15 protein-coding genes are annotated in these 15,233 nt (G+C 56.8%); 4 read left to right on the forward strand and 11 right to left on the reverse strand.

The window, feature by feature from the left end:
• Positions 1-59: 59 nt before the first annotated feature.
• A complete protein-coding gene (locus tag WNZ14_RS00045; protein ID WP_342866575.1) occupies positions 60-542 on the forward strand; it encodes a MaoC family dehydratase in 483 nt (160 codons plus the stop codon).
• A 62-nt stretch (positions 543-604) separates the two neighbouring features.
• On the opposite strand, the gene WNZ14_RS00050 is transcribed toward WNZ14_RS00045, so the two are convergent.
• From WNZ14_RS00050 to WNZ14_RS00070, 5 genes are read right to left on the reverse strand one after another with little or no spacing between them, the layout of a single operon-like run.
• Positions 605-1,159: a sarcosine oxidase subunit gamma gene (locus WNZ14_RS00050; protein WP_342866576.1), complete on the reverse strand. Its 555-nt coding sequence runs from the start codon at positions 1,157-1,159 to the stop codon at positions 605-607.
• Entirely contained in the window at positions 1,152-4,148 is a 2,997-nt protein-coding gene (locus tag WNZ14_RS00055) for a sarcosine oxidase subunit alpha (RefSeq protein ID WP_342866577.1), read from the reverse strand. The genes WNZ14_RS00050 and WNZ14_RS00055 overlap by 8 nt, the downstream gene beginning before the upstream one ends.
• The gene (locus tag WNZ14_RS00060; protein ID WP_342866578.1) at positions 4,145-4,468 is read right to left on the reverse strand and encodes a sarcosine oxidase subunit delta; all 324 of its coding nucleotides are present in this window, start codon (positions 4,466-4,468) and stop codon (positions 4,145-4,147) included. Before WNZ14_RS00060 ends, WNZ14_RS00055 begins: the two co-directional genes overlap by 4 nt.
• 14 nt (positions 4,469-4,482) lie before the next feature.
• Entirely contained in the window at positions 4,483-4,839 is a 357-nt protein-coding gene (locus WNZ14_RS00065) for a cupin domain-containing protein (RefSeq protein WP_342866579.1), read from the reverse strand.
• An 11-nt stretch (positions 4,840-4,850) separates the two neighbouring features.
• Entirely contained in the window at positions 4,851-6,104 is a 1,254-nt protein-coding gene (locus WNZ14_RS00070) for a sarcosine oxidase subunit beta (RefSeq protein ID WP_342866580.1), read from the reverse strand.
• A 283-nt stretch (positions 6,105-6,387) separates the two neighbouring features.
• Between WNZ14_RS00070 and rpsU the strand changes: the two genes are divergently transcribed.
• From rpsU to WNZ14_RS00085, 3 genes are all read left to right on the forward strand, one after another.
• Positions 6,388-6,672, forward strand: a complete 285-nt coding sequence (gene rpsU, locus WNZ14_RS00075) for a 30S ribosomal protein S21 (RefSeq protein ID WP_342866581.1) — start codon at positions 6,388-6,390, stop codon at positions 6,670-6,672.
• Positions 6,673-6,856: 184 nt separating this feature from the next.
• Positions 6,857-7,648, forward strand: coding sequence for a tetratricopeptide repeat protein (locus WNZ14_RS00080; protein WP_342866582.1), 792 nt, complete (start codon positions 6,857-6,859; stop codon positions 7,646-7,648).
• A gap of 216 nt (positions 7,649-7,864) precedes the next feature.
• Positions 7,865-8,365, forward strand: coding sequence for a DUF992 domain-containing protein (locus WNZ14_RS00085; RefSeq protein WP_342866583.1), 501 nt, complete (start codon positions 7,865-7,867; stop codon positions 8,363-8,365).
• Between the two features lie 70 nt (positions 8,366-8,435).
• Here WNZ14_RS00085 and WNZ14_RS00090 read toward each other — a convergent pair whose 3' ends face one another.
• The 6 genes from WNZ14_RS00090 to WNZ14_RS00115 all read right to left on the reverse strand — a co-directional run bounded on the left by WNZ14_RS00090 (position 8,436) and on the right by WNZ14_RS00115 (position 15,199).
• Positions 8,436-9,833, reverse strand: coding sequence for an NAD(P)(+) transhydrogenase (Re/Si-specific) subunit beta (locus WNZ14_RS00090; protein ID WP_342866584.1), 1,398 nt, complete (start codon positions 9,831-9,833; stop codon positions 8,436-8,438).
• A gap of 10 nt (positions 9,834-9,843) precedes the next feature.
• On the reverse strand, positions 9,844-10,263 hold the full coding sequence (locus WNZ14_RS00095; protein WP_342866585.1) for an NAD(P) transhydrogenase subunit alpha: 420 nt from the start codon (positions 10,261-10,263) through the stop codon (positions 9,844-9,846).
• Entirely contained in the window at positions 10,263-11,414 is a 1,152-nt protein-coding gene (locus WNZ14_RS00100; RefSeq protein ID WP_342866586.1) for a Re/Si-specific NAD(P)(+) transhydrogenase subunit alpha, read from the reverse strand. Before WNZ14_RS00100 ends, WNZ14_RS00095 begins: the two co-directional genes overlap by 1 nt.
• 81 nt (positions 11,415-11,495) lie before the next feature.
• On the reverse strand, positions 11,496-11,720 hold the full coding sequence (locus tag WNZ14_RS00105; protein ID WP_342866587.1) for an aa3-type cytochrome c oxidase subunit IV: 225 nt from the start codon (positions 11,718-11,720) through the stop codon (positions 11,496-11,498).
• Positions 11,721-11,889: 169 nt separating this feature from the next.
• Positions 11,890-12,627, reverse strand: a complete 738-nt coding sequence (locus WNZ14_RS00110; RefSeq protein ID WP_342866588.1) for an acetyltransferase — start codon at positions 12,625-12,627, stop codon at positions 11,890-11,892.
• Positions 12,628-12,871: 244 nt separating this feature from the next.
• The gene (locus WNZ14_RS00115) at positions 12,872-15,199 is read right to left on the reverse strand and encodes an EAL domain-containing protein (protein ID WP_342866589.1); all 2,328 of its coding nucleotides are present in this window, start codon (positions 15,197-15,199) and stop codon (positions 12,872-12,874) included.
• Positions 15,200-15,233 lie beyond the last annotated feature (34 nt).

The raw sequence follows: 15,233 nt of genomic DNA on the forward strand, positions 1-15,233 counted from the left end.
ATAGATGTACCGTATTGTTCATTGCAGAATGAGTACACGTTTGAAACTGGGAGATTTACGTGCAGCGAGTGATTTCAATAACGGAGATCAAGGATCTCGTCGGAACCGAACTCGGAGTATCCAAATGGATGGAGATGCCACAATCGCGGATTGACGTTTTTGCCGATGCCACCGACGACCACCAGTTCATTCATGTTGATCCCGTGCGCGCGGCAGAAACCCCGTTCGGTGGCACCATCGCGCATGGCTTCCTGACACTTTCCATGCTGTCGGCCATGCATGCCGATGCAGTACCGAGGCTGCGGGAAGACAATTTTGGCATCAATTATGGCTTCAACAAGATCCGCTTCATGGCACCAGTGCCTGTCGATGGCCGCGTCCGCGGGAGATTTGTGCTCAAGGAAGCGCGGCTTCGCGGTCCCGGCAGGATGATGACGACCTTTGATGTGACGATTGAAATTGAAGGCGGGACAAAGCCTGCCATGACAGCCAGCTGGCTGACCATCATTCAGTTCGACCCCAAGGACTGGGTGGACAACTGAGACCTGGCTCCACGGGTGACACTGCACCTGTGGAGCCAATCTTGCAGCTGGATTGCAGCCCCTTACGCCAGGCAATCCCTCGCAGCTTCCGACAGCATGTCAAAAGCATAGTCCGAAAACGAGCGCCAGCATTCGACACGGAATTCTGTTTCACCGGTTCGAATAATCACCACCTCGATTTTGCCCATCACCGTGCGGGTAGCTGAACCGACCGGGAAGACCTTGTCGCTCAGGTTCTGCGGGCAACCGCTTTGCAATGTGGACCGAGCGCCCTTGCCGGTGACCACAATTGCGGTGTTGCGGTGGGAAACATCAGCCGCTGAATGCAATACCTTCACTTTGGCCAGATCCGCCATCGGATTGCCATTCTCGTCAATGACCAGCCATTCGTCAGGTCCGAGCCAGGCTGCCAGCCTGCCCTTGTCATTGCGCGCAGATGTTTTCGGGCTCATCGGCAGTTCAAGACCAAGCGCTTTGGAAAGAGCCTTTGCATCCTTCGGATCCGCCCGCAGCGAAACACGGTTTGCGGGAGCCGCTGGTGCCAAGGCGACGCCGGCTGCACCGCCAACACGCCCGGCCAGAGGTTCGATACGGGTGGCGTGAGCGATATCAGCCATTGAGGCGCACTCCCTCTTTGTCGATGAAAACAGTATCGGTGACTTCGACTTCGATCGTCTTGTCGGGCATTGGAACATAGAGCGTCTTGCCCTTGAGCGCCCGACCGTCAACCACCACACCCATGGCAATAGACCGGCCGCAATTCTCCGACCAGTAGGAGGATGTCACATGCCCGATCATCGTCATCGGCACCGTCTGGTTTGGATCGGCGACAACCTGCGCGCCTTCTTCCAGAACGATGTTCGGATCCTTGGTAGCAAGACCAACAAGTTGCTTCCGACCTCTTCCCACCAGATCGGGGCGCTTCATGCCGCGGATGCCGACAAAATCCGGCTTCTTTCTAGCCACGGCCCAGTTCAATCCGGCATCATCGGGCGTCACCGTACCATCGGTGTCCTGACCGACGATGATGTAGCCCTTTTCGGCGCGAAGCACGTGCATGGCCTCGGTACCGTAAGCACAGGCACCAAGTGGCTGGGCCCGCTCCCAGAGCGCTTGCCAGACAGCTGCGCCATAATCAGCAGGCACATTGACCTCGTAGCCCGCCTCCCCGGTGAACGACATCCGGAACAGCCGTGTCGGCACACCGCAGATCTTGCCCTCGCGGACGCTCATGTGCGGCATCGCCTCATTGGAAAGATCGATGCCCTCCACCAGCGGCGCAATGATCTCGCGTGCCTTCGGCCCCTGGACAGCGATCACCGCCCATTGTTCGGATGTTGATGTGAGCCAGACTTTCAGATGTGGAAACTCGGTCTGCAGATAGTCTTCCATATGATGCATGACCCGCGGCGCGCCGCCGGTGGTCGTGGTCACATGAAACCGGTCTTCAGCCAGCCGTCCGACGACGCCGTCATCATAGATGAAGCCGTCTTCGCGCAGCATGATGCCGTATTTGCAACGGCCCGGTTCCAGCTTGTCCCATCCGTTGGTGTAGAGCAGATTGAGGAACTGTGCCGCATCGGGACCAACTACTTCGATCTTGCCAAGCGTCGAGGCATCGAACATTCCTGCAGCCTCGCGCACCGTTCGGCACTCGCGATTGACGGCCTGATGCATGTCTTCGCCCGCACGCGGATAATACCAGGCTCGCTTCCATTGACCTACATCCTCGAACACCGCGCCGTGGGCTTCTTCCCAGCCGTGCATCGGTGTCCGCCGGGTTGGATCGAACAGTGACCCACGCGAATGATTGACGATCGCGCCAAATGTCACCGGAGTATAGGGCGAGCGGAAAGTGGTAAGGCCCACCTGCGGCAATGGCTTGCCGAGCATCTCGGCAGCGATTGCCAGTCCGTGGATGTTGGACGTCTTGCCCTGATCGGTAGCCATGCCATTGGTGGTGAAACGCTTGACGTGCTCGATCGAGTGCATGCCTTCGCGTACGGCAAGCCGAATATCCTTGGCAGTGACATCGTTCTGAAAATCGACAAAAGCCTTGACTGTCGTGTCAGCTCCAGCGCCACCGGCCGAGCCCATCATGCTTCCGTCCCAGGAGGTCTGTGTGTCAGCCTCCGGCGCAACCCATGCTTTGCTGCCTTTCACGCCGGCAGCCTTCGCCGCCTCGTGGCCAGCCTTCGCAGCACCGGCAATCGCGTCGCTCAGATCATCAATGCCATTGCAGGCACCAACGCTGACGCAATCCTGCACGTTGCGGCCAGGCAGGAAGCGCAGGCTTTCCTCGTCCCAGACCACCTTGCCGCGCGACTGCGAATACAGATGAACCGAAGGAGTCCAGCCCGACGACATGATCAGGGCATCAACAGGGATGTCACGCGTGGACCCACCAGACGCCCTGCCGACTTTCATCGACTTGACGCGCAGCTTGCCTGACGTATCGAGCACCGCCTGCCCGGCCAGAACCTCGATCCCGAGCTCATTGGCTCGCGCCACAAGAGCCGGATTCGGATCAGAGCGCACATCGACGATTGCAGGAACCGAAACACCCGCCTGCTTGAGATCAAAAGCCGCTGACCACGCCGAATCGCAGGCCGTATAGACGCCGACCTTGGCGCCGACCGCGACACCATAATGATTGAGATAGGCACGCGCCGCCGATGCCAGCATGATGCCGGGACGGTCATTGTTGGCAAACACCATATGCCGCTCTATCGCGCCGGTGGCGATGATCACCTGGCCGGCCCGAACCTGCCAGAGCCGTTCGCGTGGCAAGGCAGAATCTGGATTGGCGAGATGCTCAGTCACCCGCTCGACAAGGCCGACATGATTTTGCGCCTGATAGCCGAATGCCGTGGTGCGCGTCAGCACCCGGACATTGTCCATGTTCCGAAGTTCAGCCGTCACCGCCTGCGCCCAGTCCCAGCCCGATTGGCCGCCGACCGTTGCATCGGTTTCGTGGTGAAACGCACCGCCGGTTTCCGGCTGTTCATCGCAAAGGATTACCTCGGCTCCCGCATGCGCCGCGGCCAATGCTGCCGCAAGGCCGGTAGCGCCGCCGCCGATCACCAGAACGTCGCAATGGACGAAATGATTGGCGTAGTGATCAGGATCCGGTTCGCTTGGGGAGACACCAAGGCCCGCCGCAGCACGAATGATCGGCTCATAGACCTTCTTCCAGGCGGCTTTTGGCCACATAAAGGTCTTGTAGTAGAAGCCCGCAGCAAAGTATGGCGAGGCGAGATTGTTGAGCCCGCCAACATCAAATGCCAGCGATGGCCAGCGGTTCTGTGATCTGGCGACAAGGCCGTCAAAGACTTCCTGCACCGTGGCTCTGATATTGGGAGTCCTGCGCGCCGCATCGCGGCCGACATCCATCAGCGCATTGGGCTCTTCCGGACCGGCCGACAGCATGCCGCGCGGACGGTGGTACTTGAAGGAGCGTCCAGTCAGGTGAATGCCGTTGGCAATCAGCGCAGACGCCAGCGTATCGCCTTCAACCGCGGTCAGCACCTTGTCGTCGAAATTGAAACGTACGGTCTTCGCCGGCGTCAGCCTGCCTTTGCCCTTGATCCGGTTCGCGCCGCTCATTGTGCTGCTCCCTTGATCTGCAACAGGCCATCGTCGCCGCGAACCACTTCGACCCGGGGTTCCCCGGCCTTGTAGGTCGTCACGAACCGGTCGCTCACAGTGTCACGCACCGCGTTGAAAAAGCGGGCGCAGCCATGAATGTGCCGCCAGCGCTCGTAGGTAACGCCCTTCGGATTGGTGCGAATGAAGAAGAAGGTCTCGAACTCCTCGTCGCTAATCCCGGCGATATCTTTTGGCCGTTCAATATGCGCCTCGCCCGTGTTGCGAAACTCGAGCTCGGGCCGTTCTTCCTGGCAGTAGGGACAATGGATCAGAAGCATCGCTTGGTCCTTGGTCAGATCTTGGTTTTGACAGCGGCGGTTTCGGGATCGCCGGTATTGGGAGTGCCGGCAGGCTCGATGATGATGAGATGGGTTTCTTCGTCAGCGCGCGGACAATGCTCGACACCCTTTGGCACGACATACATCTCGCCTGGTCCCAGAACGACATCACCATCGCGCATCTGGATGATCAGCCGTCCTGAAAGCACCAGGAACAGATCGTCGGTGTCGGGATGAGAATGCCAGTTGAATTCACCATTCACCTTGACCACCATCACGTCATGGCCATTAAAACCCGCGACGATCTTAGGAGACCAAAGATCGGTGAATTCCGACAGCTTCTGGGCCAGATTGATGGATTGTTCGCTCATTTACTCAAGCCTTAATGCGCCACGGCAGCAGCCGCGGCCTCATCGATCAGCCGCCCGGTCTTGAAGCGGTCAAGGTTGAACGGGGCGTTGATCTTGTGCGGCTCATCACGCGCAATCGTGTGCGCGAACACATTGGCTGACCCCGGCGTTGCCTTGAAGCCGCCCGTTCCCCAGCCGCAGTTGACATAGAGCCCCTTAACCGGCGTCTTCGACAGGATCGGAGACCGGTCCGGCGTGACATCAACGATGCCGCCCCAGGAGCGCAGCATCTTCATTCGTGTGAATATCGGGAACATTTCGCAGATCGCATCGAGCGTATGGCTGAGAATGTGCAGCCCGCCGGTCTGCGAATAGGACGTATACTGGTCCGTCCCCGCACCGATCACCAGTTCGCCCTTGTCCGATTGCGAGATATACGCATGCACTGTGTTTGACATTACCACGCAGGGAAAGATCGGCTTGACCGGCTCGGAGACCAGCGCCTGCAGCGGGTAGCTCTCGAGCGGCATGCGAACGCCCGCCATTTCCATGATCACCGACGTATGACCGGCAGCGACAACGCCGACCTTTTTCGCACCGACGAAACCACGACTTGTATCAACGCCGGAGACCGATCCATCGTCAGCACGACGCACGCCGGTGACTTCGCAGTTCTGGATAATGTGAACTCCCATGTCGGCGGCAGCCCGCGCATAGCCCCAGGCCACAGCATCGTGACGGGCCGTGCCGCCGCGGCGCTGCAATGCTGCACCAACAACCGGATAGCGCGCCGACTGGTGAATGTTGAGCGGCGGGCAGAAGTCCTTCGCCTGCTCGGGCGTCAGCCATTCATTGTCGATGCCATTGAGACGGTTGGCATGGATGTGTCGCTTGAACACCTGCGTGTCATGAACATTGTGCGCCAGCATCATCACGCCACGCGCCGAGTACATCACGTTGTAATTGAGGTCCTGCGACAGCCCATCCCAGAGCTTGAGCGCATGGTCATACAGCCCGGCGCTCTCGTCATAGAGATAGTTGGACCGGATAATGGTGGTGTTGCGGCCTGTGTTACCGCCGCCAAGCCAGCCCTTTTCGATCACCGCGATATTGGTGATGCCATGCTCCTTGGCGAGATAGTAGGCCGTACCAAGACCATGCCCACCGGCGCCAACGATGATCACGTCATAGTTTTTTCGCGGCTCGGGCGAAGTCCATTGCGCGGGCCAGCCCTTGTGGCCACGCATTGCCTCACGGGCAACGGCAAAAGCGGAGTACTTGCGCATGGCGGTCTGGCTCCAAACGGGTTAGGTATGTTTCGTCTCAGCAAGAGCAAATTAGTCGGCTCCGCATCGGCTCTTTTGCGACTCCCGGGCGGCCATGAATGTCGCAGTGCGTTTTGTCGCATCACCTGATCAATTGATGCAATAAAACAGGCAGCCCGTGCCGTGAAGGAAAAATACCTCACAGTACCGATTGTCAAGTTGCCAAGGACTGGACTTCGGGCTGTGAAACTGGTATTTGCCCAATCAATCGTAACGCCCATGGCCGAACGAATGGGATTTTTGTTTGCCAGGGTTGCTTCAGCCAACCGAAAATCGAAGGAACGGGATTAACGTGCAGGTACTTGTCCGCGATAACAATGTCGATCAGGCGCTCCGCGCTCTCAAGAAGAAAATGCAGCGTGAAGGCATTTTCCGTGAAATGAAGATGCGTGATTTTTACGAGAAGCCATCGCAGAAGCGTGCGCGCGAAAAGGCCGAAGCCGTTCGCCGCGTCCGCAAGCTGGCCCGCAAGCGGGCTCAGCGCGAAGGTCTTATCGGTGGCGGCCGCCCTGCGGCACCTGCTCGCTGATTTAGCCGTTTTTTCGCCCTTTTGGGGTTGCATGGATAAGAGGCGGGGACGAAAATTCGTCTCCGCCTTTTTCAGTGTAGTGGGCCGGGTATATCCCGGGCGAGCAAATGGGGCATACGCGATGCGTTTGATTTCAGTCATGGAAACAAAACAAAGGGCTACACCCAAGGCTCGTTTGGCTTTGATGGCTGCGCTGTCCGCCATTACGATTTCAGTCGCAGGCTGCAGCACAACAACGCCTGTCGACACGATTTCCATCGACCGCACCCAGGGCACTGAAGAAAACATTTCCTCGCTCACCGAGGTGATTCAGCGAAACCCCAGCAATCCCGAGGGCTACAATGTACGCGGATCGGCCTATGGACGGTCCGGGCAGTTCCGCAATGCACTTGAGGATTTCAACCGCGCGGTCCAGCTTAACCCGTCATTCTATCAGGCCTACGCCAACCGTGCCCTGATCCACAGATCGATGGGCAATCTGACCGAAGCCGCAAACGACTACAATCGTGCGTTGAAGATCAATCCTCGCTACGATGTGGCCTACATCGGCCGCGGCAACCTCTACCGTCAGGCAGGCAGGACGAATGAGGCGATGACTGATTTCAATCGCGCCATCAGTCTTCAGACAACCGACCCGCGTGCCTACCACAATCGCGGCCTGCTCAAGCAATTGCGCGGTCAGCATCCGCAGGCAATCGAGGATTTCTCGGCCTCCATATCGCTGGCTCCCAATTCGCCAGAGCCTTACAATGGCCGTGGTATTTCCTACGTTGCGCTGAACGATGATGACAACGCCTTTGCGGATTTCAACCGCGCCATTGAACTGGATCAAAAGGTGGCCGAATCCTGGGCCAATCAAGCCCTGATCTATGAGCGCCGCGGCGAAAAGGCACGCGCAGCAAAGTCCTATGCACGCGCAACACAGCTCGACCCCAAGTACCGTCCCGCGGTTGATGGGCTCGCCCGCGTCCGCTGATCCCCTTAAGCCTGCGGGCTCTTCCAAGGTCATCTTTATCTAGGCACTTCGAGATGGCCCGGTTTGCCATCTTTCGAACCCGTCGGGACGAGCCAATTTCAATTGGCCATGGCAGCCCCTGTCCATCAACTGAATCACCGACCTTTTCCAATACGGAACAATTGAAGCGCCAGCACGTTGTCATGGCGAATCAACAACTGGAAAAGTGAGTTCAAAATGATCGGGAAAACAAAAATTTCAGTCGCCGCCGCGCTTATCGCAACGGCATCATTCGGCACAGCGACAGTGCCGTCCCAGGCAGATAGTGTAGAGCTCGGCCTGCTTGAGTGTGTTGTCGAAGGCGGAACCGGCTTCATCTTCGGCTCCTCCAAGGATCTGTCGTGTGAATACACACCGGCCAATGAAAGCGCTGCCAAGGAAGCCTATTTCGGCGTTATCAACAAGTTCGGTATCGACATTGGTGTGACCGGCACGACGCTGATCGAATGGGTCGTCCTTGCACCAACCACCGACTATGAATATCAGCCTGGTTCGCTTTCAGGCGACTACCGCGGCGTCTCTGCCGAAGCGACAGCTGCAGCTGGCGCTGGTGTGAACGTGCTGGTTGGCGGATCTGATCAGACATTCTCGCTGCAGCCAGTCAGTGTTCAGGCTCAGGAAGGCGTCAATGTCGCCGTTGGCGTTGCAGAGCTTCAGTTGCGATCGACTGCAGACTGATTTAGACAAACTAACAAAGGAAAGGCCCGGAAGTTATCCGGGCCTTTTTTCGTAGCAGATTGCGATGCAATCAATCATCCATTGCCTTGACGATGTCGTCAGTCATTTTCTTTGCGTCGCCAAGCAGCATCATCGTGCTGTCCTTGTAGAACAGCGTATTGTCGATACCGGCGTAACCCGATCCCAGCGAGCGCTTGACGAAAAGGCATGTGCGAGCCTTGTCGACATCCAGGATCGGCATGCCATAGATCGGAGACGACTTGTCATCGCGCGCCGATGGGTTGGTCACGTCATTGGCGCCAATTACATAGGCGACATCAGCCTGGGCGAACTCCGAGTTGATGTCCTCGAGCTCGAAGACCTCGTCATAAGGCACATTGGCCTCGGCCAGCAGAACATTCATGTGGCCAGGCATACGGCCGGCCACCGGGTGAATGGCGTACTTGACCTCGACACCCTGTTCCTTGAGCTTGTCGGCCAGTTCCCGCGTGGCGTGCTGCGCCTGGGCAACCGCCATGCCGTAGCCCGGAACGATAATGACCTTGGAGGCATTGGACATCAGGAAGGCCGCGTCATCAGCCGAACCAAGCTTGACGCTGCGGTCGATATCGTCGCTGCCAGCAGCAGCAGTTTCACCGCCAAAGCCGCCCAGAATCACCGAGATGAAGGAGCGGTTCATGCCCTTGCACATGATGTAGGACAGGATGGCGCCAGACGAGCCAACCAGTGCACCAGTGATAATCAGCGCGAGGTTGCCAAGCGTGAAACCGATGCCAGCCGCCGCCCAACCTGAATAGGAATTGAGCATCGACACCACAACAGGCATGTCGGCGCCGCCGATTGGAACGATCAGCAATACGCCGAGCGCCAGCGACAGGACGACAACCAGCCAGAACACCGTGTAGCTTTCTGTAGCCACAAGGACACCGATCAGAACAACGATGCCGATGAGCAGGGCGGCATTGATGAAATGCCGCATGGGCAGCATGATCGGCTTGCCCGACATCCGGCCATCGAGCTTGAGAAATGCGATGATCGATCCGGTGAATGTAATGGCGCCAATTGCGACGCCCAGCGACATTTCTATCAGCGCCTGCGCGTGGATCTCGCCAACTTCGCCAATCCCGAAGGCATGCGGCGAATAAAGTGCAGCTGCCGCCACAAGAACGGCGGCAAGACCGACCAGGCTGTGGAAGCCGGCAACCAGCTGCGGCATCGAGGTCATCGCGATCATGCGCGCGATGTATGCGCCCGCGCCGCCACCAATTGCGAGGCCCGCAACAATCATTGCCAATCCGCTGGCCGAAGGTTTGGCGAGCAGCAAGGTCGTGACAATGGCAATCGCCATGCCGGCCATGCCGTAAGTGTTACCCTGTCGGCTGGTGGTAGGATGCGAAAGACCCCGTAGAGCCATGATGAAAAGAACGCCCGAAACGAGGTAGGCGAATGCGGCAAAATTCTCTGACATCAGCCGGCCCTCACTTCTCTTTTTTCTTGTACATGGCCAGCATTCGCTGGGTGACGAGGAATCCGCCAAAAATATTGACCGATGCCAGTACCAGCGCAACGAAACCAAAACCGGTCGCCCAGCCTGAAAGCGACGCACCGACCGCAAGCAGCGCACCCACAACGATGACCGAAGAAATCGCGTTGGTTACCGCCATCAGCGGCGTGTGCAGAGCCGGCGTCACCGACCAGACCACGTAGTAGCCAACAAAGATTGCAAGTACGAAGATCGCAAGCCGGAAAACGAACGGGTCGATCGCCCCGCCGCTGGCGACATGAACCGCCGCTGCGACGCCGTCACCCGCTGGTCCGGCGTTTTCCGCAGCCGCACGGACTGCACTGACTGCTTGCTCGAGATTTTCAAGAGCGTTATCGAGTACGGACCCTGCCATCACGCTGCTCCCTTGCTTTTTTCGCCGCCAAATGCGGGATGAACAACTGCGCCACCATGGGTCAGCGCTGTCGCCTTGACCAGCTCATCCTCGAGATTGACCGAAACCGTCTTGGTTTCCTTGTCGATCATGGTGTCGAGGAAGGTCAAAAGGTTCTTGGCATAAAGCAGCGAGGCGCTTGCCGCGATCTGACCCGGCATATTGAGAAGACCGATCACGCTCACGCCATCGACGGTGACAGTTTCCCCAGCTTTGGAGCCTTCGACATTGCCTCCGCGCTCAACCGCAAGGTCGACCGCAACTGATCCCAGACGCATGCTTTTGAGCATGTCTTTCGAAATCAGCTTGGGCGCGGGCCGTCCGGGAATAAGCGCTGTGGTGATCACGATATCCTGCTTGGAAATATGATCTGCCACCAGTGCAGCCTGTTTGGCCTGGTATTCCTTCGACATTTCCTTGGCGTAACCGCCAGAAGTCTCGGCTGCCTTGAACTCGTCGTCTTCAACCGCAATGAACTTGGCACCGAGCGAGGCAACCTGCTCCTTGGCCGCCGGGCGCACATCGGTTGCCGAAACTGCAGCACCGAGCCGCCGTGCAGTCGCAATCGCCTGCAAGCCGGCAACACCGGCTCCCATCACGAACACCTTGGCGGCCGGCACAGTGCCTGCTGCGGTCATCATCATCGGCATCGCACGATCAAAAGTGTGCGCGGCTTCGATCACTGCCTGATATCCAGCAAGGTTCGCCTGCGATGACAACACGTCCATTGACTGCGCACGCGTAATACGCGGCATCAGCTCCATAGCGAATGCCGTCACGCCAGCCTTGGCAAGTGCTTCAAGAGCCTTCTCATTGCCATACGGATCCATCTGTGCAAGCACAATGGCGCCCGATTTGAGAGACTTGATTTCTGTCTCCGATGGGCGTCGCACACGAAGCACAACGTCTGCCTTCTTGGCATCAGCGGCGGTACCGGCTTTCGCCCCGGCGGAAACAAAATCCGCATCGGCAATCCGCGATTTCTCTCCGGCGCCCTTCTGGACAATGACGTCAAGACCGAGCGCAGTCATCTTCTTCACAGTCTCCGGCGAAGCGGCGACGCGTGATTCAAGCGAATCGGACTCTTTAGCTATAAAAACGATGGCGCCCACGAGAGCCCCTCCTCTGACAAACAGGATGAGACGAGTCGAGACAGATCAGGAAAGATCCGAAACAAACACGCGGCGAACGTTTCAACGGGCGAGAATGCTGCCGCCGATGCTCAGAATAAGAAACGTCAGGAGCCCGGTAATTGCGCCTGCGCCTGTAAAGAAGTACACCGCCATGGCGATCAGCAGGGATACGACCGCAATCGTTCCATATTTCGCACCGGCAAGAAACATCGAGTAGGTTTTGTCGTGCTCGGAATAGTCCATAGCAGCACCGGTTTCGACAGGACCGTTCATCTGTTCAGCCATACTGTAGCTCCCCAATTTGCAATTCATGAACGGATTACACAAACCCCGGCCAATGTGCAATGGACATCAGGTCACAGGTCGACGACAAAACCGACCGGCAAGATCATGAATCAGCCTTTTAAAGCCCATTTTCCAAAGAGCAGCGCAGGCATTTGAACGGGCATAACCGTCAGCGCGCGCGTTCTACTGCGTATCTCGCGGTGGGAAGAATCGTCAACGGCGTCAGGCCAAGGACTTCACGCGGCGCGAACATCATTCTGCGCTCATGAGGCTGCGAACGAAAGAACGGATAGCGCTCGAACAATGTTCTCTTCAGCTCGTGTGCGTCCGCGCCATGAAGTTCGATATTGCTATCATATCGTTCAAAGTAGCGCGGCTCTGTCAGCTCGATCGAATTGAAAACCCTTTTGTAGAATGCGCGGTGGTTCGGCTTGATCACCGAAAGGCAATAGTCCACGTCGAAATAGACCGTTGCCATCGTCGCCACGCGCAAGGTCAGATACGGCAGAGCCGGATATTCACGCATGATTTTCGGATCGGCGGCAAATCTCACCGGATCTATAAATGTTTTTCCGGCGTCCAGCAGCGGGTTCATGACATCGGCGAAATGCGCAACCGCCACGCTGTCGCGCTGGGCAGCGGTAACATGATGCACCCGGATGGTGGACACAAGTTGCTCATCGAAAAACACGCCCATCACATGGGCATTCGGCTTGAAATCAAGCTCATCAATCAAGAGCGAACCGTTTTGCGGCGCCAAGCCAACCATCGTGAAGGCATTGTAGCGAATACGGGCAACATCCTCGAGATCGTCCGCGTTATCGATACGGCGATACTCAATACTCTCGAGAAAGCGCATCACGCCTGCGCTAAACCCTTTTATTTCGCCTTGATCGGCGTTGGTCATCGATGACAAGTCTCCAGCGTGATGTATGCCGAGAGCTTATCGTTAAAATTTCCTTAATCAATCGAAGGCTGCCGTAAAGGCTGGTTAACTGTCTATTAAGGTTAACGAACTCTTAAATTCGGAAACAAAAACAAAGGCACTATGAGAAAGCGCCCGGGAGAATTCACCGTCAGGTTCGGGAGGCTTGCGGTCCAAAATTCGCACCAAAATCAGCCGCCTGCAAGAATGCGGCAAGCGTTGCCTATCAGTTGCCCGACTGTGTCGTCTGGCTGGCTCGACCGACTACGCTTAGCCTTCTTGGATTGCCGGAAAGCTTGTTTGCCAGCTCTATGAAGGAGCCGTGGGTCATTGGCATTCCAAAGATATATCCCTGGATGATGTCGGCACAATTGTTCTCGCGGATCATGGCAAGCTGGTCTTCAGTCTCGACACCCTCGACAACAACCTCAAGGCCAAGCTCACGCGCCAGATGGACGACACCGCGTAGAAGCTTCATTTTTTTCGGCTCCTTGGTCAGGTCACGGACAAAGGACCGGTCGATCTTGACCTTGTTGAGCGGCAACATGTCGAGATAACTCAAGCTGGAGTAGCCTGTGCCGAAGTCGTCAATGGCAATTGACATGCCCATCGACCTGAGTTCTGTCAGGATCTCCCGGGCCGTCTTGAGATCATTCATGAGACCGCTCTCGGTAATTTCCAATTGCAGTCTGTCAGGTGCCAGATTGGCGCGATCAAGCGCGTCGGCAATCACAGAGATGATTGCCCGGTCATTGAGATCGTGAGCCGAAAGATTGACCGATACCTGCAGGTTTCCAGGCCAATTGACCGAATCCTGAACTGCGCGATCAATAACGCATCGAGTAAGCTCACTGATTATTCCCATTTCCTCGGCCAGAGGAATATAGACAGCCGGTGAGACGGGTCCAAGCTCCGGATGAATCCAGCGCGAAAGAGCTTCAGCGCCGACAATCCGGGTGCCTTGGGGGTTGAACATGGGCTGATAGTACAAGTCCATGGCACCCGTCCGGATTGCCTCGCGAAGCGCCGCCTTCATTCCCTGCCGTTCGGAATACCGCTGATCCATGGACGCCTCAAACAGGGTCCAGCGGTTCTTGTCGCGGCGCTTTGCTTCATACAGGGCAAGATCAGCCTGGATATGCATCTCTTCGACCTGAACTCGGGCAACCGTAGACATCACGACCCCGCCGGACAAACTGATAAACAGTTTGTGGCCATCGATAATGTAGGTGCCCCGCAATGTGTCGATCACATAATCCATGGTTGCGTGCAGGTCATCAATGTCGTCGATAGACGGCAAGAACAGCACAAATTCATCACCGCCAAAGCGTGAAACAATGAATTTCTGCCGCGAAAGTGAACGAAGCCGGTTGGCGATCGCATTCAGCAACTTGTCGCCATTGACGTGGCCCATTGTGTCATTGACGTGTTTGAAGTCATCAATATCGAGAACCGCAAGCGCCAGTTTCTGATCGGGCTTGGCGCTGGCGATCTTCATCCCTAAGACTTCATTGAACCATGAGCGGTTGGGCAGATTGGTCAAATTATCAAAGCGCGCCATATGCAGGATGCGCTTTTCAGACTGGATGCGTTCCGACACATCTTCAAAAATCAATACCACACCCTTTTCACCACGGTAACGGGCGCTGAACTCCAGCCAGGTGTTCTTGTCAAAACGGACCAGTGCGCGGTCATCACAGCCACTGATGAGACTGTCGAGATGCTGACTTATCTGTCCAAAGTTTTCCTTCGCGATGACGCCGTTTCGCGTACCAAGCCTTAGAGCAGCTTTCAGTGCACGCCCAGTGAGGTCGGTCGTCTTCTCGATGCTGAAGAACTCACGTGCCTTCCGGTTGGCGACCTCTATGCGCCCATCTCCATCGAGCATGAATAGCCCATGCGACATGTTGTTGAGGGCAGTGTCAAACCGCTCGGCGAGCTCGGCGGTTTTCCGCTCGGCAGTCACGGAATTGAACAGAAAATCGCGAACACCATTTGCCATTGATCGCGTTGTCAGAAACAGCGGCAGCAAGAGCACCGCCATCAGGCTCATGTACGGATCGCGCGCCATCACCAGCCCGGCCATTATCGGCACGCATGCCGCCAGAATGATCATGTCGACATTCAATCGTGAGCCGAAGTTGCGCCCGACCACAGAGATCATGGTCGCCAAAGTCACTGAAATTGTTACAAGCTCTGCAAACGGATCCTGGGCCACGACAAGTGCGTGTCCGCAGATGGTGCCGAGCAAGAAGGCCGCTACCAGCGAACCAGCTACATAACGCCTTTCCCAGCGCAATGTGTCCTTCAGCTTGAAACTGGACTTATCCAACCGGTCGAACGCCAGCATATCCAGGTTCCGGAAAACCCAGGTCGCAAAAAGGGCAACAGCAGCATAGAGATAAAAAGGATCATCAATGCGCAGATAGATCGCCAGTGTGGTGACGAGATGCGCCACCATGCCAGCGGCAAGCGTACCCCGTTTCTGATAAAGCGAGGCTACGAATGACAGACGGACTTCGTCTGCGAATGTTGTGTTGTCTGCGGACGGCATGAACACGTATCCCTGAATCTGAGACAGCAACGTA

It is taken from the genome of Hoeflea sp. AS60 (assembly GCF_038900115.1).
Lineage (GTDB): Bacteria > Pseudomonadota > Alphaproteobacteria > Rhizobiales > Rhizobiaceae > Hoeflea.

Coding starts and splice junctions, on each gene's coding strand:
- WNZ14_RS00050 (WP_342866576.1), bottom strand. CDS start 1,159: ATGGCTGATATCGCTCACGCCACCCGTATCGAACCTCTGGCCGGGCGT.
- WNZ14_RS00055 (WP_342866577.1), bottom strand. CDS start 4,148: ATGAGCGGCGCGAACCGGATCAAGGGCAAAGGCAGGCTGACGCCGGCG.
- WNZ14_RS00060 (WP_342866578.1), bottom strand. CDS start 4,468: ATGCTTCTGATCCATTGTCCCTACTGCCAGGAAGAACGGCCCGAGCTC.
- WNZ14_RS00065 (WP_342866579.1), bottom strand. CDS start 4,839: ATGAGCGAACAATCCATCAATCTGGCCCAGAAGCTGTCGGAATTCACC.
- WNZ14_RS00070 (WP_342866580.1), bottom strand. CDS start 6,104: ATGCGCAAGTACTCCGCTTTTGCCGTTGCCCGTGAGGCAATGCGTGGC.
- WNZ14_RS00080 (WP_342866582.1), top strand. CDS start 6,857: ATGGCTGCGCTGTCCGCCATTACGATTTCAGTCGCAGGCTGCAGCACA.
- WNZ14_RS00085 (WP_342866583.1), top strand. CDS start 7,865: ATGATCGGGAAAACAAAAATTTCAGTCGCCGCCGCGCTTATCGCAACG.
- WNZ14_RS00090 (WP_342866584.1), bottom strand. CDS start 9,833: ATGTCAGAGAATTTTGCCGCATTCGCCTACCTCGTTTCGGGCGTTCTT.
- WNZ14_RS00095 (WP_342866585.1), bottom strand. CDS start 10,263: ATGGCAGGGTCCGTACTCGATAACGCTCTTGAAAATCTCGAGCAAGCA.
- WNZ14_RS00105 (WP_342866587.1), bottom strand. CDS start 11,720: ATGGCTGAACAGATGAACGGTCCTGTCGAAACCGGTGCTGCTATGGAC.
- WNZ14_RS00110 (WP_342866588.1), bottom strand. CDS start 12,627: ATGACCAACGCCGATCAAGGCGAAATAAAAGGGTTTAGCGCAGGCGTG.
- WNZ14_RS00115 (WP_342866589.1), bottom strand. CDS start 15,199: ATGCCGTCCGCAGACAACACAACATTCGCAGACGAAGTCCGTCTGTCA.